The following is a 19989-nucleotide window of genomic DNA, read 5'->3' on the forward strand; positions in this document are numbered from 1 at the left end:
TGTAGTTATCGTCAAAGACGATAGCTTTTTTGCTATTTTTATCGATATCTTTACTAAAACTGACTGAAAAGTCTGACAAAAAACAAAAACTCTTGGGTGGATTAGAGGGCGAGTTGTTGTTGCGCCAAATAGTAGTACAGGCCTTCCTTGGCCATCAGTTCCTCATGGTTACCCTGTTCCACGAGGATTCCTTGATCGAGGACAAAAATTCGATCTACCTGGCGAACGGTCGATAGTCGGTGGGCAATAATAAAGGATGTGCGGTTATGGCTAATCTGAGCCAGGTTATGTTGAAAGCGGCGTTCAGATTCGGTGTCAAGGGAGCTGGTGGCTTCATCTAGAATTAAGAGGCCAGGTTGTCCCAGCAATGCTCGGGCTATGGCTATGCGCTGTCGTTGTCCCCCTGATAGGGTTGAGCCTCGCTCTCCTACCTTGGTGTTATAGCCCAAGGGTAGGGCCTGGATGAAGGCATGGGCTTCGGCGAGCTTGGCTACGGCAACGACCTGTTCTAGCCCGTAGTCAGGTCGATGTAAGGTAATATTTTCGAGGATAGTGCCTGAAAATAGAAAGCATTCTTGAGGAACGACGCCTAGTTGCGATCGCAACGAATGCGGGGAAATATGACGAATTTCGTGGCCATCAATTAGAATTCGACCACTGCTAGGGTGATATAAACCCTGCAATAAACTAATTAATGTAGTCTTGCCTGAACCACTACGACCCACAATAGCAATAGTCTCCCCAGACTGTACTTCAAACGAAACATTCTGCAATGTGTTTTGCTCATCTTCTTCTCCATAGCGAAAGGTCACATTGTCAAAGCAAATTTTGCCCTGAATAGACGGTAGGTACAGCATAGAATGCTGCACAGGCTCTTCGGGCTTGGCAGAAAAAATATCATTTAAACGTTCTACCGAAATCGTCACCTCCTGAAACTCATCCCACAAGCCCACCAGGGCCAGTACAGGGCCAATCACACTGCCAATCAGCATATTAAACGCAAAAAATTGACCAATGGTCAGCTGGTCTTGAATCACCAGATAGGCCCCATACCAAATCAAAGCAGTGCTGCCTAATGAGTTGATCACCCCACTGGATGCTTGCAAAGTATTTGCGAGCTTTTGACCATGGAATCGAGCATTGAGCAATTGAATCAAATCATTTTCCCAGCGCCATCGAACTTCTTGCTCAACCGCAACGGCTTTAATGGTGGCAATGCCAGCCATCATTTCCACCAGGGTAGAATTCTCCTTAGCATCCGCATTAAAAATTTCACGCGAAACTTGCCGCAGTAGCGGCGTTGCCCCAATAGCTAACAGGGCAATTAACGGAATAAACGCCAACACTAGCAGCGTCAGGTGCCAGTTGTAGTAGGCCATCAATCCGATATAGACAATCATCATGACCACATCGAGCCAAACAATGACCAATTGCCGCGTCAGAAATAGCTGAATTTTCTGTCCTTCATCCACTCGGGTAGTAATATCACCCACATGGCGAAAATCAAAAAACTTTAAAGGCAACTTCAACGTATGTTTAACAAAACCACTGAGTAAAGAAAGGTCTAAACGATTAGAGAAGTAATCCAACAAATACTGCCGCACGGCAGCTAATCCAACTTGCCAGAGCCCAAATATTAAAAGACCAATGGCAAAAACATTTAACGTGACAACACTCCGCTGCACCACCACCCGGTCCAAGATCACCTGCGTCAGGAGGGGGGTTACCAACCCAAAAATCTGAATTAACAAAGACGCCAAGATGATTTGGATAATCAAGCTGCGATAGGGCCACAGCAGTCCCAACAGGTTATTTAGGGACTGGTTGTCCTCACTAGTTGTCGTCTGTAATTGTTTCGTAGGATCTAGCAGCAGGGCATAGCCTGTCCATCCAGCTAAAAAATCTTGATGGGAAAGCCACCTACGGCCTTTGGCCGGATCAGCAATTAAGACCTGCTTATGCCTGATCTTATAAACGACGACGAAGTGATCACCCTGCCAATGGGCCACAAAGGGACGCTGACTATCGGCCATGCGATCTAGGCTCGCCCGCACGGGTCTGGCCTCAAAACCGACCTTCTCAGCCGCTTTTACTAAGCCCTTTAAGGAGGTCCCCTCACGACTGGTTCCTGCCAGTTCGCGCAACGTATTGAGACTTAGCTGCTTGCCCCAGTATCGAGCAATCATGGCCACACAAGCAACGCCACAATCAGCTGCACTTTGCTGCTCAATAAAGGGCACACCTCTCCAGATGCGACGTCCCCGCCGATGGCTAGGCCTCGGAAAAGTTAATGGATTTGGGGACGGTGGATTGGGCGCTGCTACCTGGGTCGACCGAGTTAGCGTGAATGGGTGTTGCGGTGGGCTGGGCCGCGACCGATCTCCCCGTAGCAAATTATCGCTCGCATCCGCATTCCATCGCTTCAAGGAGGATTCAGCAGGCGCAGATTGCAAAAATGGAAAGCGGGACCAATCACGCTGGTGGAGACTGTACACCGACAAGGCCCTTTGCGCGAACCACTCAGGGGGAATCGGGTCAGGATAGCCCCAGTCTTCTCCCACCAGGGGGGGATAGCTATCTGGGCTAGTTGACTGGATGATTCCATGCCTGAGCCAAAAATGATTGGCTCCAACTAATTCAGTCAATGGCTGTTGCCCCTGAAGGTGTTGCTCCCCACAGGCTAGGATAAAGTCCTGTAACTCATAGCTACTACAAGACTTCAGTGAGGTCATTGTCTTAAAGAAAATGAGTTTCTCACGATATTTAATCTGAGCCTGCAAATAGGTTTTAAGATCCGGTAGCTGATCAATCCAGCGTTGCAAAACAGCTAACGGCATCCAGGCAATGTCAACATTACTGGCGGCTACAACCCGATAAGGGAATTCATGAGGTTCCAATAATGATTCAGCCCCAAATGTATCACCGGGGCCCAATGACTGTACCGGAATCTCACCTATTAGCTCGGATCCAGCACTCAAAATGCGACCATGTCCTTGACACATCACATAAAGCCCTGCACCAAGGCCATGGGAGGGAATAGGGTCTCGAAAATTTTCTTCATAAACAAAGAGTTCATCTCCCACCCTAAAGGTATGGAGCTGAAAGTCTTGGCTTAACTGAACAGGCACATCAAATTTGGCATTGATCAGTAAAGCAATATCAAATGGAAACGGAACAGAAGGAAGTTGCATTGCCTGATGTCCAAAGATAGACAACCCATGAGTCCAAAAGTTCTGGTACTAAATACCTAAATCATCGAGCTCAAGGGCCAAATAGTCACCCTATTTAGGCGGTAGCTGAGTTGTCACTGGAATAGGGTGGAACGACCCACAAAAGCTTAGTTCAGACTAAATTCCTACCGAAACTGTCTATACAGTCATGTAGTATTTAATGTGCACAGCTCACAAGTGCAAATTAAGTACTACATCAACGCTGCAAAATAGTCCAATGACCTGGTCCTGGTCACCGATTTTATGGACTACAACAGCCAGGTATAAAGCTTTTGAAAACCTGGGTCTGTCAATAAAGCTAATATAGGAGGTATCATCGGCACCTGATTAGCCGCAGACTTGAATCGGTCCTAGGCTAACTAGCACCGTTGCCTCAAACACAAGGAAGTGGGGCAATACCTGAATACGTTGGCCAAAATCCTTGGCAGCAAGAAAGCTCTTTTCTGTGTATGAAAATCTTGATAGGTAGATAGCATGGTCCTCTTTTAAAATCAAATGGGGCAATTTAATTGAGGCTGCAGCATCCTATTAAAACACAAGGAGACTACACACAAGGAGACTACGCGACGTATATACCACAATTATAATTATGAACCTTTGGCTTTAAAGCGTAATTTAATTTAACTTATCATCATGAAGATTTTTTACATAGGCATCGTTTTCGCAAATTAGCATTGGATGTCTTGTGGCTTTTACTTCTAAGCCCATGGTTCATCATGTATTTTAGGGCGCTAAATAAAATCAAGAGGCTGTGTATTGTTTACTGTAGCATTTAATAAGTTTGGTTTGTGTAGGACTGTTGCGGAACACCTAAAATACTAGTCCTAGAATAGGTAATTTGAGTGTTGTAGCCTTCCAACTCAAATAGATTGGGCTGAACAATCGAACGTATATTCCAAGTTTGCCAGTATGAAAAAGTATAAAAAGTAGGAACTAGAGGTTCAGAAAAGTTCAGGTTTACGATGCCGAATAAAATGAGCTACGGAGAACCTAGCGCTGGTCGGCAAGAGGATGAGTCGATATGATGAGTCGATATGCAGAAAGATACATTCTCAACCCAGGCATGGGACTCCCACGTCTTTGACCGTAGAACAGTTTAATGAATTTGTCTTGTCCCACCTGTACATTGGGCGTTGCGGCCCTCAGCCGAAGCTCTCTTTGCACACGATCTTCAACTATATTTTGAAATTCTTGTACCTGGGCTGTCAGTGGAAAGAACTGCCCATCGAAACGAACAAAGTAGGGACAACGGATTGTCGTGATGTTTCATGAACTGCCGATCCCACGGTATAAACAGATTCGCTGTCCTATTTTTTTGCTGCGGCAAGTATCTCGTGGATTCGCCCAAGGGGCGGATGGGGTGATGACCCATAATGTGGCCTTTTAGCAAACCTGAGCCAAATGGACCCAGTCCCCCGTACAATGCATTCCCAACTTTTTCACCATTGGGGAGTTGGAGCCAGTGCTGCCCCTAGCCAAACGGCAACGATCTGGCGGTAGCGATCGCACCCAGGTATACCACCACACACCCCACCCTCAAACGCATCTGCCAGTTGCTCAATATCCAGGCCCTTTACGATGTAGGCCGTCGCCCATGGCCACTACCGCACCTGCGCCCAGTGGGCGGTCCAAGCGATCTATCCGGTCGTGCCCACACCAGCGGTGAATACTGACATGTATACGGAAATTGATATGAGCCAGCGATCGCAAATCCTCCGGGCTAGCTATTGCTGCTTAAGGCTGTCACGGATATATCCATCGGCCTCACTAACCTGACAGACACTATATTTAATCCTTAACCATGCGTACACAAGCGGTCAGCAATTCAATTGAGATGGGTCAATTGGCGCCCTGTCCCAAGCTATTTGTCGTTGGCTGCCCCCGGTCGGGCATATCCTGGGTCACATCCCTCATTGCCCAACACCCTAAGGTGGTGGCAGTACCCAGGGAAACCCATGTTTACCGACTGGTGTATGAGCCATTTGTGAAACTGCCCCGATGGACCTGGCAACAACGACTGCAAGAATGGAAAGGAATTTTGCGGCACTATGGCTTAAAACCACTCCTGTTTGGGTTTAAACCCGCAGACATTTGGCCAGGGATTTTGCGAGATTATCGAATTCTAAATCGACCCGATAGCAACGGGTTACACAGTTTAGTCAACTATGACGAGCTGTGCCGACTGGTCAACGCAATCCGGTTTGAGGTACTAGAGACTAATCATGGTTTGAACCAGGCAGAAGAATTGATTGCAGCCATGTTTGACCGTTTTTTTGAGCGCCATGGGCAACCGGGGCAAACGATGTTAGAAAAGACACCGATGCACATTCGCTATGGGGAGCAAATCCTGTGGCGGTTCCCAGAAGCCCGGATTATTGAAATGGTTCGCGATGGGCGGGATGTCTGTGTGTCTTACAATGCCCTAGCCCAGCAAGAATCATGGGCTAGGCTGGGGACAGCGGGTGCAATTCGCCAATGGCAGCAATATGTTGAATGGGGAGAAGCCATTAGGGCAAGACCTAGCTTCCAGTCTCGGATACATACGGTGCGATACGAAGCCCTCAAGGCTGACCCGGAGAGAAGTTTGCAACAGATTTTTGCATTCGCCAACCTGGACTGGAATGCAGAACAGGTAGAAGCCATTGTGGCGGCGGCGGACATTAACCGAGTAGCCAAAAAGGAGAAGGGACAGTATGTTCGGTCAGGCTCAGTGGGGGATTGGCAGGACCAGCTGTCTGGGGCAGAGTTGGATTTGTGTGATGAGATTGCTGGAGAACAGCTGGTGCGGCTGGGTTATAAGGCTGGCATGGCAAACCGATGAATGGCCTGCGTTGGGGCGACCTAGGGCCAGCGGTCCATAAACAATCAGCAAAGATACAGAAGACCCTCCTCAGCCATGCAGACACATCCAAAAAATCTAGGTAGAAGATTGTAAAACACAAGATATGAGTGGAGTGGAGTTTGCTTCTGTTAACCTTGCGACTTTAAATCCAAGACGAATAAAAGCTTCTTTGCCAGGTGCCAGATCTGAAACCACCTGCCTTTTTTGCGGTGATTTAATGCGGCGGCAATCTCTAGTTAATGAGATTAAAATGTTTTGTTAACCTACCTCTGAGATAGTGCTGAGGGGGATTGTGAATAATCCAGAAAAAATATTGAGATGGTCACTCTTTTGTTGTCTAAAAAGTGACCTGTTCGTCTTGTGAACAATTATTTACTTATCATTCAAGGGTGAAGATGGTTACCTTAAAAGGATTTGCTTCTCTACCAGCCGACACCTTCGCTGAAGGCCCTCCGTCTGGTGCAGACAATGGGCGGGTCGATGCTGTAAATCGGATTCAGCCAATCTCTGGCAATGGTCGCAACGGCCCCTTCGATGGGCAGCCAGTGCAAGGATTTAGCGGTGTACAGTTTGCTCCCGATAGCGCAGGCAATACATTTTGGTTTCTCTCTGACAACGGATTTGGTAGCGAAAGCAATAGTGCTGATTATTTGTTGAGAATCTACCAAGCTGAGCCTAGCTTTAGTGGTCAAGGGGGTGACGGCAGTTTTGAGATTCAAGGGTTTGTTAGTCTTAGCGATCGCAACGGGCTAATCCCATTTGAGATTGAAAATGGGGACACGTCTGAGCGGCTGCTAACGGGTGCTGACTTTGATATTGAGTCATTTGTAATTGACGATAATGGCGACATTTGGATTGGGGAAGAATTTGGTCCTTACCTACTGCACTTCAACAGCGAAGGTGTCCTGCTAGAGGCTCCCATTGCCACCCCAAATCCGGTGGAGCTGAATACCCTCAACGGTCAGGATCCTTTGGTGATCGGCCACCGGGGGGCGAGTGGTGATTTTCCGGAGCATACGTTAGAGGCTTATCGGGCTGCGATCGCAGCCGGAGCCGACTTCATCGAACCCGATTTGGTCACCACCCGTGATGGTGTTCTAATTGCCCGCCATGAGCCCATGCTGGACGACACCACCAACGTAGCCGAGGTGTTTGGCCCCGAACGCATGTCCACCAAAATGCTGGATGGCGAAGAAGTCACCGCCTACTTTGCCGAAGATTTCACCCTAGACGAAATCAAGCAGCTGCGAGCCGTCCAGTCCCGCAGCTTTCGTGATCCTGCCTTTGACGGTCTGTTCGAGATTCCCACCTTTGAGGAAGTAATTGAACTGGTGAAATCCGTTGAAGCAGAAACCGGCGTCAAAGTTGGCATCTATCCCGAAACTAAGCACCCCACCTTCTTTGAGCAACAGGGACTCTCCCTCGAAGAGCCTCTGCTGGCAACCCTGCAAAAAACAGGTTTCACTGACCCCGACCGCATCTTTATCCAGTCCTTTGAGTTTCAGAACCTGATTGAACTCCAGGGACAGCTCGATGCCGCCGGTATCGGCGACATTCCCCTAGTGCAGCTTTACGGCAACACCCTACCCGATGCCCCAGTGGCTGACGGCTTCTCTGCCCCCTACGATATCCGCTTTAATGTGGAGCAAGGGAATGATCTAGCAGCCATCTATGGGGCCGACTTTTTAGCTGCAGCGGAGAATCCCCTATCGGCTACCACTGTTTACAGCGATCTTGACAGTCCTGAATTTTTGCAGGTGATCAGCAACCAGTATGCAGAAGGTGCAGGCCCTTGGAAGAATAATATTCTGCTGCGGGAAGCCCTAGCTACCCCCGTCGATGGCAACGGTGACGGCGTAGCCGAAATCACCACCCAGCTGACAGGCGAAGTCACCTCCTTTATCGACGATGCCCATGCCGCCGATCTACAGGTACATCCCTACACCCTACGGGATGAAGAACGCTTCTTGACCCTAAATCCTGATGGCACCCCTCAAACCCCGGAGCAAGAATTCCAACAGCTAGTCGACATTGGGGCCGATGGCTTCTTCACCGACTTTCCCCGTACCGGTGATCCCGTCGTTGACAAGCTCACCTCCGATCAGGTGCGTTCCCCCAACAATCCTGATTTTAAGTTCAATACCCTCAATGGCCAAACGCCTTTGGTGATCGGCCACCGGGGTGCCAGCGGCGATTTCCCCGAGCACACCCTAGAAGCCTATCGTCTCGCCATTTACCAGGGTGCCGACTTTGTTGAACCTGACCTGGTCATCACCTCCGACGGTGTCTTAATCGCCCGCCATGAACCCATGCTGGATGACACCACCAACGTGGCCGAAGTGTTTGGCCCTGAGCGGATGTCCACCAAAATGCTCGATGGGGAAGAGGTCACCGCTTACTTTGCCGAGGACTTTACCCTGGCAGAGATCAAGCAGCTGCGGGCGGTGCAGTCCCGGCCTTACCGCAATCAAGAATTTAACGGTGAGTTCGAGATTCCCACCCTGGCCGAAGTCATTGCCCTGGTGGAAGAAGCCAGCGCCGCCGTAGGTCGCAACATTGGCATCTATCCTGAGACCAAGCACCCCACGTTCTTTGACGAACAGGGACTCTCCTTGGAAGAACCCCTAGTGCAAACCCTGGTGGACACTGGATTTACCGATCCCAACCGCATCTTTATCCAGTCCTTTGAGATTGCTAACCTACTAGACCTGCGCAACAATCTGTTGCCCGCAGCTGGTTTAAATAGCCTCAAACTGGTACAGCTGTTTGGTGACATCGAGGGCAGCTTTATCAACGAGGGCGGCGGTGGTTTCTCCGTGCCCTATGACCTAGTGGCCAATGCTAGCCTATCCGATGCGGAGAAAGCAGCCATCTACGGTGATCTACTGCCCTTCCTGGATTTTGAAAATCCTGGCTACAATTCCTTAGCCAATGCTGAAGCCATCGTTGAAATCAGCAGCTATGCCGATGGTCTTGGCCCTTGGAAAAACAACATCCTCCTGCGGGAGCCCATCAGCACACCGGTGGATGGAAACGGTGATGGCGTAGCTGAAATCACCTCCCAGCTGACCGGTGAAATCGTCCCTCTGATCGACTTTGCCCACGCTGCCGGTCTACAGGTTCACCCCTACACCCTGCGGGATGAGGAGCGGTTCCTCACCCTAAATCCTGATGGCACTCCCCAAACCGCCGGGGAAGAGTTCCAACAGCTGATTGAACTAGGTGTGGATGGCTTCTTCACCGACTTCCCTGAGACTGGACGGATTATCGTCGAACAGTACGAAACCGCTGAAGAGTTTGCCAACCTAAGCAGTTCTCGCGGTTTCGAAGGCATGGCCTTTAGCCCCGACCGTCAGACCCTTTATCCTCTCCTAGAGGGCTCCGTCTTTGGCGATCCCGCCGGTTCCTTGCGGATCTATGAATTTGATGTGGCCAGCAGTGCATTTACAGGCATTGTGGGTCTCTATCAGATGGATGCTACCAACCATGCCATTGGGGATTTCACCCCCATTAATGACCATGAGTTTCTCGTGATCGAGCGCGACGGTGGTCAGGCTGCGGGAGCCGAGTTCAAGAAGATCTTTAAGGTGGATCTGTCCCAGATTGATCAGGACGGATTTGTTGAGAAGACGGAAGTAGCTGACCTCTTAAACATTGATGATCCGAATGATCTCAATGGCGATGGTGAAACCACCTTCACATTCCCCTTTGTCACCATTGAGGATGTTCTGGTACTAAACGAGAACAGTATCCTGGTGGCCAATGATAACAACTATCCCTTCTCCATCGGTCGTGACTTCAGCGGTCAAACAATTGATAACAATGAAGTTATTATCCTAGGGCTAGATCAGACATTGGCTCTGGATTCTCGACTGGGGATTGCTGGCTTAAACCCTGCAGACACCGTCGGGGACGCTAGTGATGAGGACCTAACGGGGAACATTGCTGACAATATCATTGCGGGTGGATTAGGCTCTGACTCCATCTTTGGTGGGGATGGGGATGATGTGCTGCGGGGTGACCTCAATAGCCGGAATGCCCAAGGTAGCGAAGGGGGAGATGATGCCATCTTTGGCGGTGCGGGCAATGACCGCATCGGTGGTAAGGGCGGCAACGACCTGCTATTTGGGGATGAAGGTAATGACCAAATTTGGGGTGACGATGGCGACGATCTGCTCCACGGTGGTATCGGTAACGATACCTTAACGGGGGATAACGTCTCTGGTGGTCAGGGGCGCGACACCTTTGCGTTGGCGGTAGGTCATGGCACTGATCTCATCACTGACTTTGAAGTAGGTACCGATGCCATTGGTCTGCTCGGTGAGTTGAGCTTCGGAGCCATTACCCAAACGGTTCAAGGCAACGATTTGCTATTGAATACGGGTGGAGAGACCCTGGCTGTGCTCCAGTCCGTAACAACCACTTTGGATGAGACATCCTTTAATCGGTTGGTTGCTTAAAATCTCTGATGTCCAGGACGGTCGGTTTGAGCTGTAATTTCTTTTACAGAAAACCCATCGTCCTGAATGCAAGCCGGGCATAAATTTAAATCGGGTTGGTGTGTCATTGTTCTACACACCGACCCGATTTTAGTTAGGAGAGCTGGTTGTATGGTCAATAACAAGTCACTTAAACAGGTCGAGCCGATCGGCCTATAGGCAGTATTCTTCCTGTTTTAGGCTTGGGAAATAAACCGGATCTACGGCTATGAACTACTGATAGTATCGCTGTTCAAGCCAGGTGCGGACCTCAGCTTCCGATAGCCCGTCTACTTGTTGTTGAGTGATGGGATCATAGATGCTGTAAACAGTCTGACCTTCGCCATTGTCTCGTTGTTCAATCACAGGTTCAGAAGATCCCGTTGCTAACTTCAAAACAGAATCCCAAAAGGACTTGGACGAAAGACCTTTTGCCACCCGCTGCCAATAATTTCCTACCCAAGACTGTTGTTTTGCTGGTAGATATCCATCCAGAATAATCACCTGGGGTTCCGATACCCGACGTCGAAATTTCATTTGCCTTAACTCCATGCGAGTTGCTTAGGACTCTATTTTGGCTAAAAAAAGATCACCAGAACAGACGCAATTGAGCTAAATTGCTATGGATACAGTTGAGCAAATTAAAACTGTACCGGTTCTTTTTCGCTCAACTGTGCGGGTACCGTTTCTGGATCAGGATGGATCAACCATGGCCAACACCATTGCCCCTCAGCTCTCTCCGCTTACCACCACGGACCAAAACCTGTATGAACAGGTGGCCGATCGCATTCAAGCATTGATCCGGGAAGGCACCCTGGCCCCAGGGGATCGTCTGCCGTCCGTCCGCAAACTCAAGCAACAGCTATCGGTGAGCATGTCCACCGTGCTGGAGGCCTACCGCCTATTGGAAGACCGGGGTTTTATTGTGGCTCGTCCCCAGTCGGGGTACTACGTTAAAACAACCACACTGCCAGACGAACCCTCCCAGTCGGCCCCCCCGGCCCAGGTGCGTCCTGTGGATATTTCCCTGATGCTGCGGCTGCTACGGATGGGCCTTGCCCCTGGGATGATTCACCTGGGTGCAGCCGTACCGGGAATGGAAAATTTTCCCCTCAACACCCTAAATCGGCTGATGGGGCAGGTGATGCGGGCCGATCCACTAGCGGTTCATGCCTACAGAACGGTACCCGGCTGCGAACCCCTGCGTCGAGAAGTGGCCAAACGCATGCTCAATGCGGGCTGTTCCATCTCACCGGATCAGATTGTGGCCACGGCGGGGGCAACCGAGGCCTACTACCTGGCCCTGCGCACCGTAACCCAACCTGGGGATACGGTTGTGATTGAGTCACCGGCCTACTATGCCATCCTAGAAGCGATGAATTCTTTGGGGTTAAATGCGCTGGAGCTACCCACCCACCCCCAGGATGGGATTTCCTTAAGCGCGTTTCAATCTGCGTTGGAAAATCAATCGGTGGCAGCTTGCATTTTGGTATCAAATTTTAGTAATCCCCTGGGCAGCTGCATGGGCGATCGCAAAAAAAAGGCCCTAGTGGAACTCCTGAATCAGTACGACATTCCCCTGATTGAAGACGATGTCTATGGCGAGCTGAGCTTTGACGGCAGTCGTCCTAAGGCCATCAAGGCTTTTGATACGGAAGGGCGGGTGATTTACTGTTCCTCGGTGAGTAAAACCCTGTCCCCTGGACTGCGGGTGGGGTGGTGTATTCCGGGACGCTATCAGCAGCAGGTGGAGCATCTGAAAGTTGTTGTCAGCCACATGACGGCCACGGCACCACAACTGGCGGTGGCCGCATTCTTTGCCAATGGGGGTTACGATCGCCATCTGCGCACATTGCGTCACGCCTATCAACAGCAAATGAATCGGATGCACCAGGCAATTCTGGATTATTTCCCCCCTGAGACGCGGGTTACCCGGCCCAGGGGAGGCCATGTGCTCTGGGTGGAAATTACTGGTGAATTTGATGCCCTAGAGCTGTTTGAGGAGGCTATACACCACAGCATTAGTATTGCCCCTGGTCCCATGTTTTCTGCATCCCATGGATATCAAAATTGTTTTCGGTTGAATACGGGGTTACCCTGGTCGGACAAGATTGAACAAGCGATGAAAACCATCGGATATTTAGCGAAAAAACAATTGGCTCGCAAAATGTTGGCCAGCTGACTTGGATTAGAGGAAAAGATAATTAAAGAAAAAGATAGTAGAGGGAAAGAGACGGAACCATGAACCAACTCACTTTTTCTAGTTGGGACAAGCTACTGCAAACCTATGTGGATGACCAAGGTCGGGTAGCCTATGACCGCTGGCAGCAAGCATCATTGCCGGAGCTAGAACAGTGGCTCATGGATATGGGCAGCGTGGATCTGCAACAATTGTCAAAGGAGCAGGCGATCGCAACTCTTCTAAACCTCTACAACGCCCTTACCATCAGGCAAGTGCTCCAGCAGTACCCGATCGCGTCCATTCGGCCTCGGGTTTTGGGCGTGCCTAACTGGCCAGCCTTTCTGCGGTTTTTCACTAAAACGGTCTATAGCCTGAATGGTCAATCGGTGAGTCTGAATAATATTGAGCACGATATCCTGCGCCAGCGGTTTCTCGATCCGCGCATTCACTTTGCCCTGGTGTGTGCCTCCATTGGTTGCCCATGGTTGAGAGCTGAAGCTTACCTACCGGATAAGCTGACGGAGCAGTTGGATGGGGATTGCGATCGCTTCATCAATAACCCAGACAAAGTCCGCTACGACGCGGCTAGCCAAACGCTGTACTGCAGCAAAATTTTCAAATGGTACAAAGCCGATTTTCTGACGGCGGCAGAGTCTATTGTGGAATATTGCGATCGCTACTACACCGCTGCCCAGATACCAGCCTCTGCGGTCGTGGTTTACCTGCCCTACAGTTGGGAGTTAAATCAACGCACATCTGCGTAAAACCGCTTGAGCCATGGGCCAGGCACACCCATACCCCACAAAAAGCCAATGGCCAGATAAATTAAATTCGCCTTTAGCGGTCCCCATTTGGCTACTCGGCGATCAGAAGACTGCACCAATCGATTCACCTGGTAAATCCGGCCCAGGCGAGACAGCTTCAAACACAGGTCCGCATCTTCCATAATCGATAACCTTTCATCAAAGCCGCCACAGTCCCAAAAGTCCGCTCGCCGACAGAACATTACCTGGTCCCCAAACAGAATTCGTAGCCGGTCTCGAAAGTAACGATGGGGCCGAAACAACAGGGGCGCGTAGTGGGTTTTAACACTATTGTGTAGGGAGATGCCCCAACGGGTAGTATGCTGCCCCGCCATAACAGAAATAAAGCCGCCGCAGGCAATGGCCGGATTCACCAAGGTGGTGACCATGAGCATGACTACATCGTCCGGCACTCGGGTATCCCCATGGAGAAAACATAGAATGTCGCCAGTGGCCAGTTGGGCCCCCAGGTTCATTTGCCCGGCCCGGCTCGGTCGGTCAGCAAAGATTACCTTAGCTCCCCATTCCTGGGCAATGGCCACGGTCTCATCGGTGCTGCCGCCATCGACGACCATGACTTCATGGGCGGGCGGGTCCAGAATGTCCAGATGTCGCAGGGTGCGGCCCAGGCAGCAGGCTTCGTTTAATACTGGGATAATGATGGAAACCTGAGCCAAGGATACTGCCACGAATATTATGGAGCGCAATAATCTCGCATTTTACGATCAACAGGCGGCCCAGTGGTGGAGCGAGACGGCGACCATCTTTCCGTTGAGTAAGATGAATCCCCTGCGGTTTGAGTATTTTGATCGGGCGATTCCTGAGTGGGATGGTCTGAGGGTATTGGATGTGGGCTGCGGGGGTGGATATACCTGTGAGTTTTTGGCCCAGCGGGGGGCGGTGGTTACGGGCATTGATCAGTCAGCGGCCTGCATTCAGGTGGCAAAAGACCATGGGGCGGCCATGGGGCTGACGATTGATTATCGAGTGGGGGTGGGGGAAAATCTGCCCTTTGGGGATGATGGCTTTGATGTGGTGGTATGTGTGGATGTGCTGGAGCATGTGGAGAGTCCGGCGGCGACGGTGATGGAAATTGGCCGAGTGCTGCGGCCAGGGGGGCTATTTTGCTTTGATACGATTAATCGTACTTTGCGATCGCACTGGATCATGATCTGGCTACTGGAAGATGTGCTACGGCAAATTCCCCGAGGGGTTCATGATTGGCAGAAGTTTGTTAGGCCAGAGGAGTTGGAGGAACTGCTGCAGCAAGCTGGGTTTTCTGAGGTGACGATGCAAGGGTTTGACCTGTTTGGTCGTCAACCCTGGGCACAGATGACTAACCTGATGCACTTTTGGCAAACCGGTGGGTTTCGGGTGCGATTTGATCAGGATACTCGGGTGATGTACATCGGCACAGCCCAGTGGGGATAAAGCCGAGGCTGCAACCGTGTCAGCCTCAGCCAGGGTTTGAGAGCAGGCCGGGTTAATCTTAACGAATTCTGGAAATATCCTATACAGCAGCTAACGGGGGAAATGGTCTGCATAATGGCAAAAAGGCGGCTTGCCGTTATCAACTAACCCATTCCTGACCCTAGACTTTCCATGCTAAAGGAACTCTTGATCGAAAAAGTTATTGATGCTGTTTTAGAAGCCTCGGGCATCAACGAAAAGGTTGGCCGCAATGAGCGCGTTATTCGACTGCTTCAACGCTTTGGTTTAGATGATATTGAAGCGCTGCAAAAGTTTGAAGATATCTATGCCCACACAGTGGTGCAGTATGCCTTTGATGAGGTGGGCCAGGGTAAGCCTAGACAGCTGATTGAGTTTTTTAAGGCCAAGGAAGTCAGGGATGTTTTTCAGACGGCCTACCGTCAGAATGATCCCCAGGGATGGCTACGGAAAGGTGAAGAAATTGCTCAATATAAGTTAGGTAATGAGCTGCCTACTCTGGATCCGCGACGGGAGCTAGCCACCTTTGCTGGCGTCTTTATGCAGTTGCTAAGAGAAACCCTTTCTGTCAAGGAAATTCGGGCGGAACAAAAGCAGCAAACCAGGTTTGACAGACTACAGCGGCAGTTGCAGGAAATTCAAACCCAGATGCAGCAGTTGCCGAGTCTGGAGGCCATCAATCAAAAGGTCAATCAGTTAGCTGGCACTGCAACTCTGGCTTTGCCAGCCGCCGCCCAGACCAGTCATGCCGCCGAGCTGGCCCGTCAGTTGGGGGACTGGTTTGATGTGCTGGACTATGACCGCGACCCGGACTATGAGGTTTGGGAGCTGGATTATTTTGAATGGCTCATTAACTTTCCTCTGACTCGGCGGAAGGTATCTCGCACGTTGGTCCGTGGGGTGGCAGGGGAAGTAGGCATGGACGACCTGCAAGCGTTTCAGCAACAGATTGAGACAACGGGTGCCAATGAAGGTTGGCTGGTGGGCAACCGGCGGGTCAGTAAAGCCGTCCGCGAGGCGGTAAAGCAGGAGGAGATCTATGCAGATATCAGTTGTTATACCTTTGATGAACTGTTGGATGAGGATGCTGACTTTAGTAAGTATCTGGCATGGTTAGAAGCACATATTAAAACCCGAAAGGTGGATACGGAGTATTTGCCCCTGGCCTGTCGCAAAGATGAGCTGGATCCTGTCAATCAGCAAAAGATTGGGGTGAGTGTCTATGGCGAAGAAGATGGCTGGATCGATGGCTATGTGGATCAGTGGTTGGATGACCCAGCGAAGGAACATCTGTCGATTTTGGGTGAGTTTGGTACGGGTAAAACCTGGTTTACGCTGCACTATGCCTGGGTGGCCCTACAGCGATATCAGGATGCGAAAAATCGTGGGTTAGAGCGTCCACGGGTGCCCATTGTGGTGCCCTTGCGGGATTATGCCAAGTCGGTGACGGTGGAATCTCTATTTTCAGAGTTCTTTTTTCGGCAGCATGAGGTTTTAAAGAACTATTCTGTCTTTGATCGGTTGAACCGCATGGGGAAACTGTTGCTGATCTTTGACGGATTTGACGAGATGGCGGCGCGGGTCAACCGTCAGGCCATGATTGATAACTTTTGGGAACTGGCTAAGGTGGTGGTGCCAGGGTCAAAGGCAATTTTGACCTGCCGCACAGAACACTTTCCAGATGCCATTGAGGGACGGCAGCTATTAAATGCAAAATTAAAAGCCTCAACTGCAAACCAGACTGGGGAGCCACCCCAATTTGAGGTGTTGGAGCTAGAGAAATTTAATGATTCACAGATTGCTCAGCTGTTGGGGCGTAAGACTCAAGAGGCAACGGTGCGCAAAGTAATGGACAATCCACAATTGTTGGATTTAGCGCGACGTCCGGTAATGGTGGAGCTAATTTTAGAAGCGTTGCCGGAGATTGAGGCTGGTAAGCCGATCGATATGTCGCGGGTTTATCTCTATGCGGTGACTCGCAAAATGGAGAACGATATTACCAGTGAGCGGACGTTTACCTCCTTGGCAGACAAACTTTACTTTCTGTGTGAGTTGTCCTGGGAAATGCTTTCGATGGATCGCATGAGTCTCAACTATCTTGCTTTTCCAGACCGATTAAAGCAAATGTTTGGTGAGCGGGTACAGGAAGATTTAGACCTGGATCACTGGCGCTATGACATGACGGGACAAACCATGCTGATCCGGGATGGGGATGGTAACTATAGCCCGGCCCATCGGTCCCTGTTGGAATTTTTTGTGGCCTATAAGATTGTGGCGTCTTTAGGAGCCATGGCGGAAGACTTTACGGCAGTGGCCCGGCAACAGTCTAACTTAAGTCAGGGTGCTCCCCAGGCCTATGGCTGGGATGCTTACTTTAAGCGGGGATGCGATGACGATGGTCGGCCAAAACCGATGGCTCCTCTGACCCAGTTTGCTAGTCAATCCATAGATCACCTATTGCCACTGTTGAGTCAGGCAAAGTTGGCAAAAGCAGTGCTAGATTTGGCCCATCCCATGTTGCCTGACTCAACGCTGCGGGAAACCCTGTTGCCATTGTTGTGGGCGACTCGGGAGAGAACCCTTAAAGAGGTGGGGTATCTGGGCGGAAATATTGCCCAACTGATGTTGGCCAAGACGCCCCATGCCCTATCCAACAGTGATTTGAGTCAAGTGAAATTGCGGGGGGTAGACTTTACAAAAACCTATCTCCGTCGGCTTAATTTCCAAGGGGCTCACCTGGCAGAAAGTCTCTTTTCTAAGGTGCTGGGTACTGTTTACTCAGTGGCCTTTAGTCCCGATGGAGAGCAGTTGGCCATTGGGGATAGTAAAGGGTCTTTACAGATCTGGCAAGTGAAAACTGGTCAAGTTGTTCTGATCTGTTCCGGTCATTCAGGGGCGGTTAGGTCGGTGGCGTTTAGCCCGGATGGCCAGCGCCTGGCCTCGGGGAGTTATGACCAGACGGTGAAGCTGTGGTCGGCTGAGACGGGGGACTGTGTGAGCACCCTTTCGGGCCATGCGAATGGGGTTTTGTCGGTGGCGTTTAGCCCGGATGGCCAGCGCCTGGCCTCGGGGAGTTATGACCAGACGGTGAAGCTGTGGTCGGCTGAGACGGGGGACTGTGTGAGCACCCTTTCGGGCCATGCGAATGGGGTTTGGTCGGTGGCGTTTAGCCCGGATGGCCAGCGCCTGGCCTCGGGGAGTGCTGACCAGACGGTGAAGCTGTGGTCGGCTGAGACGGGGGACTGTGTGAGCACCCTTTCGGGCCATGCGAATACGGTTTTGTCGGTGGCGTTTAGCCCGGATGGCCAGCGCCTGGCCTCGGGGAGTTATGACAATATGATTCGGCTATGGGATGTGGCCACGGGGGACTGTTTGCTGGTGATCGATGAGCGGGTGTGTGTGGGGATGGATATGACGGATGTGGTGGGGCTAACGGTGGGGCAACGCACGGCGCTGAAGCTGATGGGGGCAGTTGATCAAAATGATGGATAGTGGTTTTTCACCCTTGGCAGTACCAGGGGCCTATGAGCCTAGCGGGGAGTTGGGGGCTGAATCCCATACGCTTCGGTAGTTCAGCCATTCTAAAGAACTACCAACTAGAGAAACTTAAAGAAAAATTAGGTTCTACGGGGTGGGAGATTCGCTAAGTTATGGCAGTAACTGAACCAGGTGAAACTGTGGATAGTTAAGGTGCTAAAAGCGGATTGGGCCGCAACTCCCGTAAGCATGCAACTTGGCTTGTTGTTGCGGAGGAAACCCATGGCGGCAGTCCAAAGTTGTTATGTCCGGTCTCAATCAGTTATCCATTAGCAATGAAAACAGCTTTTTTTAACACCAAACGCTACGATGAACGCTCATTTACAGAAATCAATCGGGCCTACGGTCACGAACTCACCTTCTTTGAGCCTCGTTTAACCCCGGAGACAGCTTCCCTCGCGTCAGGATTTCCAGCGGTGTGTGTATTTATTAATGATGACTTGGGTGAAGAGACATTGCGGGCCATCTCAACCACCGGCACCCAAGTCATCGCCCTTCGCTGTGCCGGATTCAACAACATCAACCTAGCTGTGGCCAAAGAGCTGGGCCTGACCATTGTGCGGGTGCCCGCCTACTCCCCCTATGCCGTGGCAGAGCACGCCGTGGGACTGATCATGACCCTCAACCGCAAGCTCTACCGCGCCTACAACCGGGTCCGGGACGACAACTTTTCCTTGGACGGACTGCTAGGATTTGACCTCCATGGCAAAACCGTCGGTGTGGTAGGAACTGGCAAAATCGGCCAATGTTTTGCCCAAATTATGAACGGCTTTGGCTGTCAGTTGCTGGCCTACGATGTGCAACCTAACCCTGCCTGTGTCGAACTGGGGGTGGACTATGTGGAACTGCCCCAACTGCTCAGTCGCGCCGATATCATCTCCCTACACTGTCCGTTGTTGCCTGCTACCCACCACCTGATCAACGCCCAGTCCCTGCAACACCTTAAGCCCGGAGCCATGCTGATCAACACCAGCCGGGGTGGACTGATCGACACTCCAGCCGTCATCGAAGCCATTAAGTCGGGCCGGGTGGGCTACCTTGGCATTGATGTCTATGAACAGGAAGGGGGGCTGTTTTTTGAAGACCTGTCCGACACAGTTATTCAGGACGACACATTCCAGCTGTTACAGTCCTTTCCCAACGTGGTGATTACCGCCCACCAAGGCTTCTTTACCCAAGAAGCCTTGCACAACATTGCCGAAACTACCCTGTCTAACCTGACCGATATAGAAATAGGCCGTCCTTGTAACCATGAGGTCATTGCCCCATAGATCTGCTTTAAGTGAATAAGTCGATAGCTGACGGCTATATAAAATTGTGTGGCTAAAATTATGTAGCCATAGGGCGTAACCGGTCTCGCGCTCTAACTCAAGCAAACAGGGGCCAATCGACTGCACCGAGTAGGTTTCGGTGTGGATAAAGGCGTTCAGTTTCATGCTGAATGCGAAAATGAGTAAACGCTTGCCAG

Annotated in this window: 10 protein-coding genes; 7 read left to right on the forward strand and 3 right to left on the reverse strand. The window is 50.8% G+C overall.

Annotated features, from left to right (window positions below; translation table 11 throughout):
- Positions 1-101: 101 nt before the first annotated feature.
- Positions 102-3191: a peptidase domain-containing ABC transporter gene (locus tag VB741_RS22900; RefSeq protein ID WP_323367536.1), complete on the reverse strand. Its 3090-nt coding sequence runs from the start codon at positions 3189-3191 to the stop codon at positions 102-104.
- 1840 nt (positions 3192-5031) lie between these two features.
- Here VB741_RS22900 and VB741_RS22905 point away from each other — a divergent pair.
- Both VB741_RS22905 and VB741_RS22910 read left to right on the forward strand, forming a co-directional pair.
- Positions 5032-6051, forward strand: a complete 1020-nt coding sequence (locus tag VB741_RS22905; protein ID WP_323367537.1) for a sulfotransferase family protein — start codon at positions 5032-5034, stop codon at positions 6049-6051.
- Positions 6052-6467: 416 nt separating this feature from the next.
- Positions 6468-10532 carry a glycerophosphodiester phosphodiesterase family protein gene (locus VB741_RS22910; RefSeq protein WP_323367538.1) on the forward strand — a complete coding sequence of 1355 codons (4065 nt, stop codon included), beginning with the start codon at positions 6468-6470 and terminating at the stop codon, positions 10530-10532.
- 252 nt (positions 10533-10784) lie between these two features.
- Here VB741_RS22910 and VB741_RS22915 read toward each other — a convergent pair whose 3' ends face one another.
- Positions 10785-11087: a hypothetical protein gene (locus VB741_RS22915; protein WP_323367539.1), complete on the reverse strand. Its 303-nt coding sequence runs from the start codon at positions 11085-11087 to the stop codon at positions 10785-10787.
- Positions 11088-11259: 172 nt separating this feature from the next.
- Here VB741_RS22915 and VB741_RS22920 point away from each other — a divergent pair, with 172 nt between their 5' ends.
- Complete coding sequence (locus tag VB741_RS22920) at positions 11260-12732, forward strand: aminotransferase-like domain-containing protein (RefSeq protein WP_442786436.1); 1473 nt, start codon at positions 11260-11262, stop codon at positions 12730-12732.
- A 59-nt stretch (positions 12733-12791) separates the two neighbouring features.
- Positions 12792-13496, forward strand: coding sequence for a DUF547 domain-containing protein (locus VB741_RS22925; protein ID WP_323367541.1), 705 nt, complete (start codon positions 12792-12794; stop codon positions 13494-13496).
- On the opposite strand, the gene VB741_RS22930 is transcribed toward VB741_RS22925, so the two are convergent.
- Entirely contained in the window at positions 13478-14212 is a 735-nt protein-coding gene (locus VB741_RS22930; protein ID WP_442786437.1) for a TIGR04283 family arsenosugar biosynthesis glycosyltransferase, read from the reverse strand. The two genes, VB741_RS22925 and VB741_RS22930, sit on opposite strands and share 19 nt — an antisense overlap.
- Before the next feature lie 19 nt (positions 14213-14231).
- Here VB741_RS22930 and ubiG point away from each other — a divergent pair, with 19 nt between their 5' ends.
- The 3 genes from ubiG to VB741_RS22945 all read left to right on the forward strand — a co-directional run bounded on the left by ubiG (position 14232) and on the right by VB741_RS22945 (position 19792).
- Positions 14232-14966 carry a bifunctional 2-polyprenyl-6-hydroxyphenol methylase/3-demethylubiquinol 3-O-methyltransferase UbiG gene (ubiG, locus tag VB741_RS22935; protein ID WP_323367543.1) on the forward strand — a complete coding sequence of 245 codons (735 nt, stop codon included), beginning with the start codon at positions 14232-14234 and terminating at the stop codon, positions 14964-14966.
- Between the two features lie 171 nt (positions 14967-15137).
- Entirely contained in the window at positions 15138-18476 is a 3339-nt protein-coding gene (locus tag VB741_RS22940) for an NACHT and WD40 repeat domain-containing protein (protein ID WP_323367544.1), read from the forward strand.
- A 320-nt stretch (positions 18477-18796) separates the two neighbouring features.
- Positions 18797-19792 (forward strand): 2-hydroxyacid dehydrogenase, encoded by a 996-nt coding sequence (locus VB741_RS22945; RefSeq protein ID WP_323367545.1) that lies wholly within the window; start codon positions 18797-18799, stop codon positions 19790-19792.
- Positions 19793-19989: the final 197 nt, after the last annotated feature.

This window comes from Leptothoe sp. PORK10 BA2 (genome assembly GCF_034932105.1).
GTDB lineage: Bacteria > Cyanobacteriota > Cyanobacteriia > Phormidesmidales > Phormidesmidaceae > Leptothoe.

Excerpts from the sequence above, each read along its gene's own strand:
- ubiG (WP_323367543.1), top strand. The coding sequence starts at position 14,232 with ATGGAGCGCAATAATCTCGCATTTTACGATCAACAGGCGGCCCAGTGG.
- VB741_RS22910 (WP_323367538.1), top strand. The coding sequence starts at position 6,468 with ATGGTTACCTTAAAAGGATTTGCTTCTCTACCAGCCGACACCTTCGCT.
- VB741_RS22945 (WP_323367545.1), top strand. The coding sequence starts at position 18,797 with ATGAAAACAGCTTTTTTTAACACCAAACGCTACGATGAACGCTCATTT.
- VB741_RS22915 (WP_323367539.1), bottom strand. The coding sequence starts at position 11,087 with ATGAAATTTCGACGTCGGGTATCGGAACCCCAGGTGATTATTCTGGAT.
- VB741_RS22920 (WP_442786436.1), top strand. The coding sequence starts at position 11,260 with ATGGCCAACACCATTGCCCCTCAGCTCTCTCCGCTTACCACCACGGAC.
- VB741_RS22900 (WP_323367536.1), bottom strand. The coding sequence starts at position 3,191 with ATGCAACTTCCTTCTGTTCCGTTTCCATTTGATATTGCTTTACTGATC.
- VB741_RS22940 (WP_323367544.1), top strand. The coding sequence starts at position 15,138 with ATGCTAAAGGAACTCTTGATCGAAAAAGTTATTGATGCTGTTTTAGAA.
- VB741_RS22905 (WP_323367537.1), top strand. The coding sequence starts at position 5,032 with ATGCGTACACAAGCGGTCAGCAATTCAATTGAGATGGGTCAATTGGCG.
- VB741_RS22925 (WP_323367541.1), top strand. The coding sequence starts at position 12,792 with ATGAACCAACTCACTTTTTCTAGTTGGGACAAGCTACTGCAAACCTAT.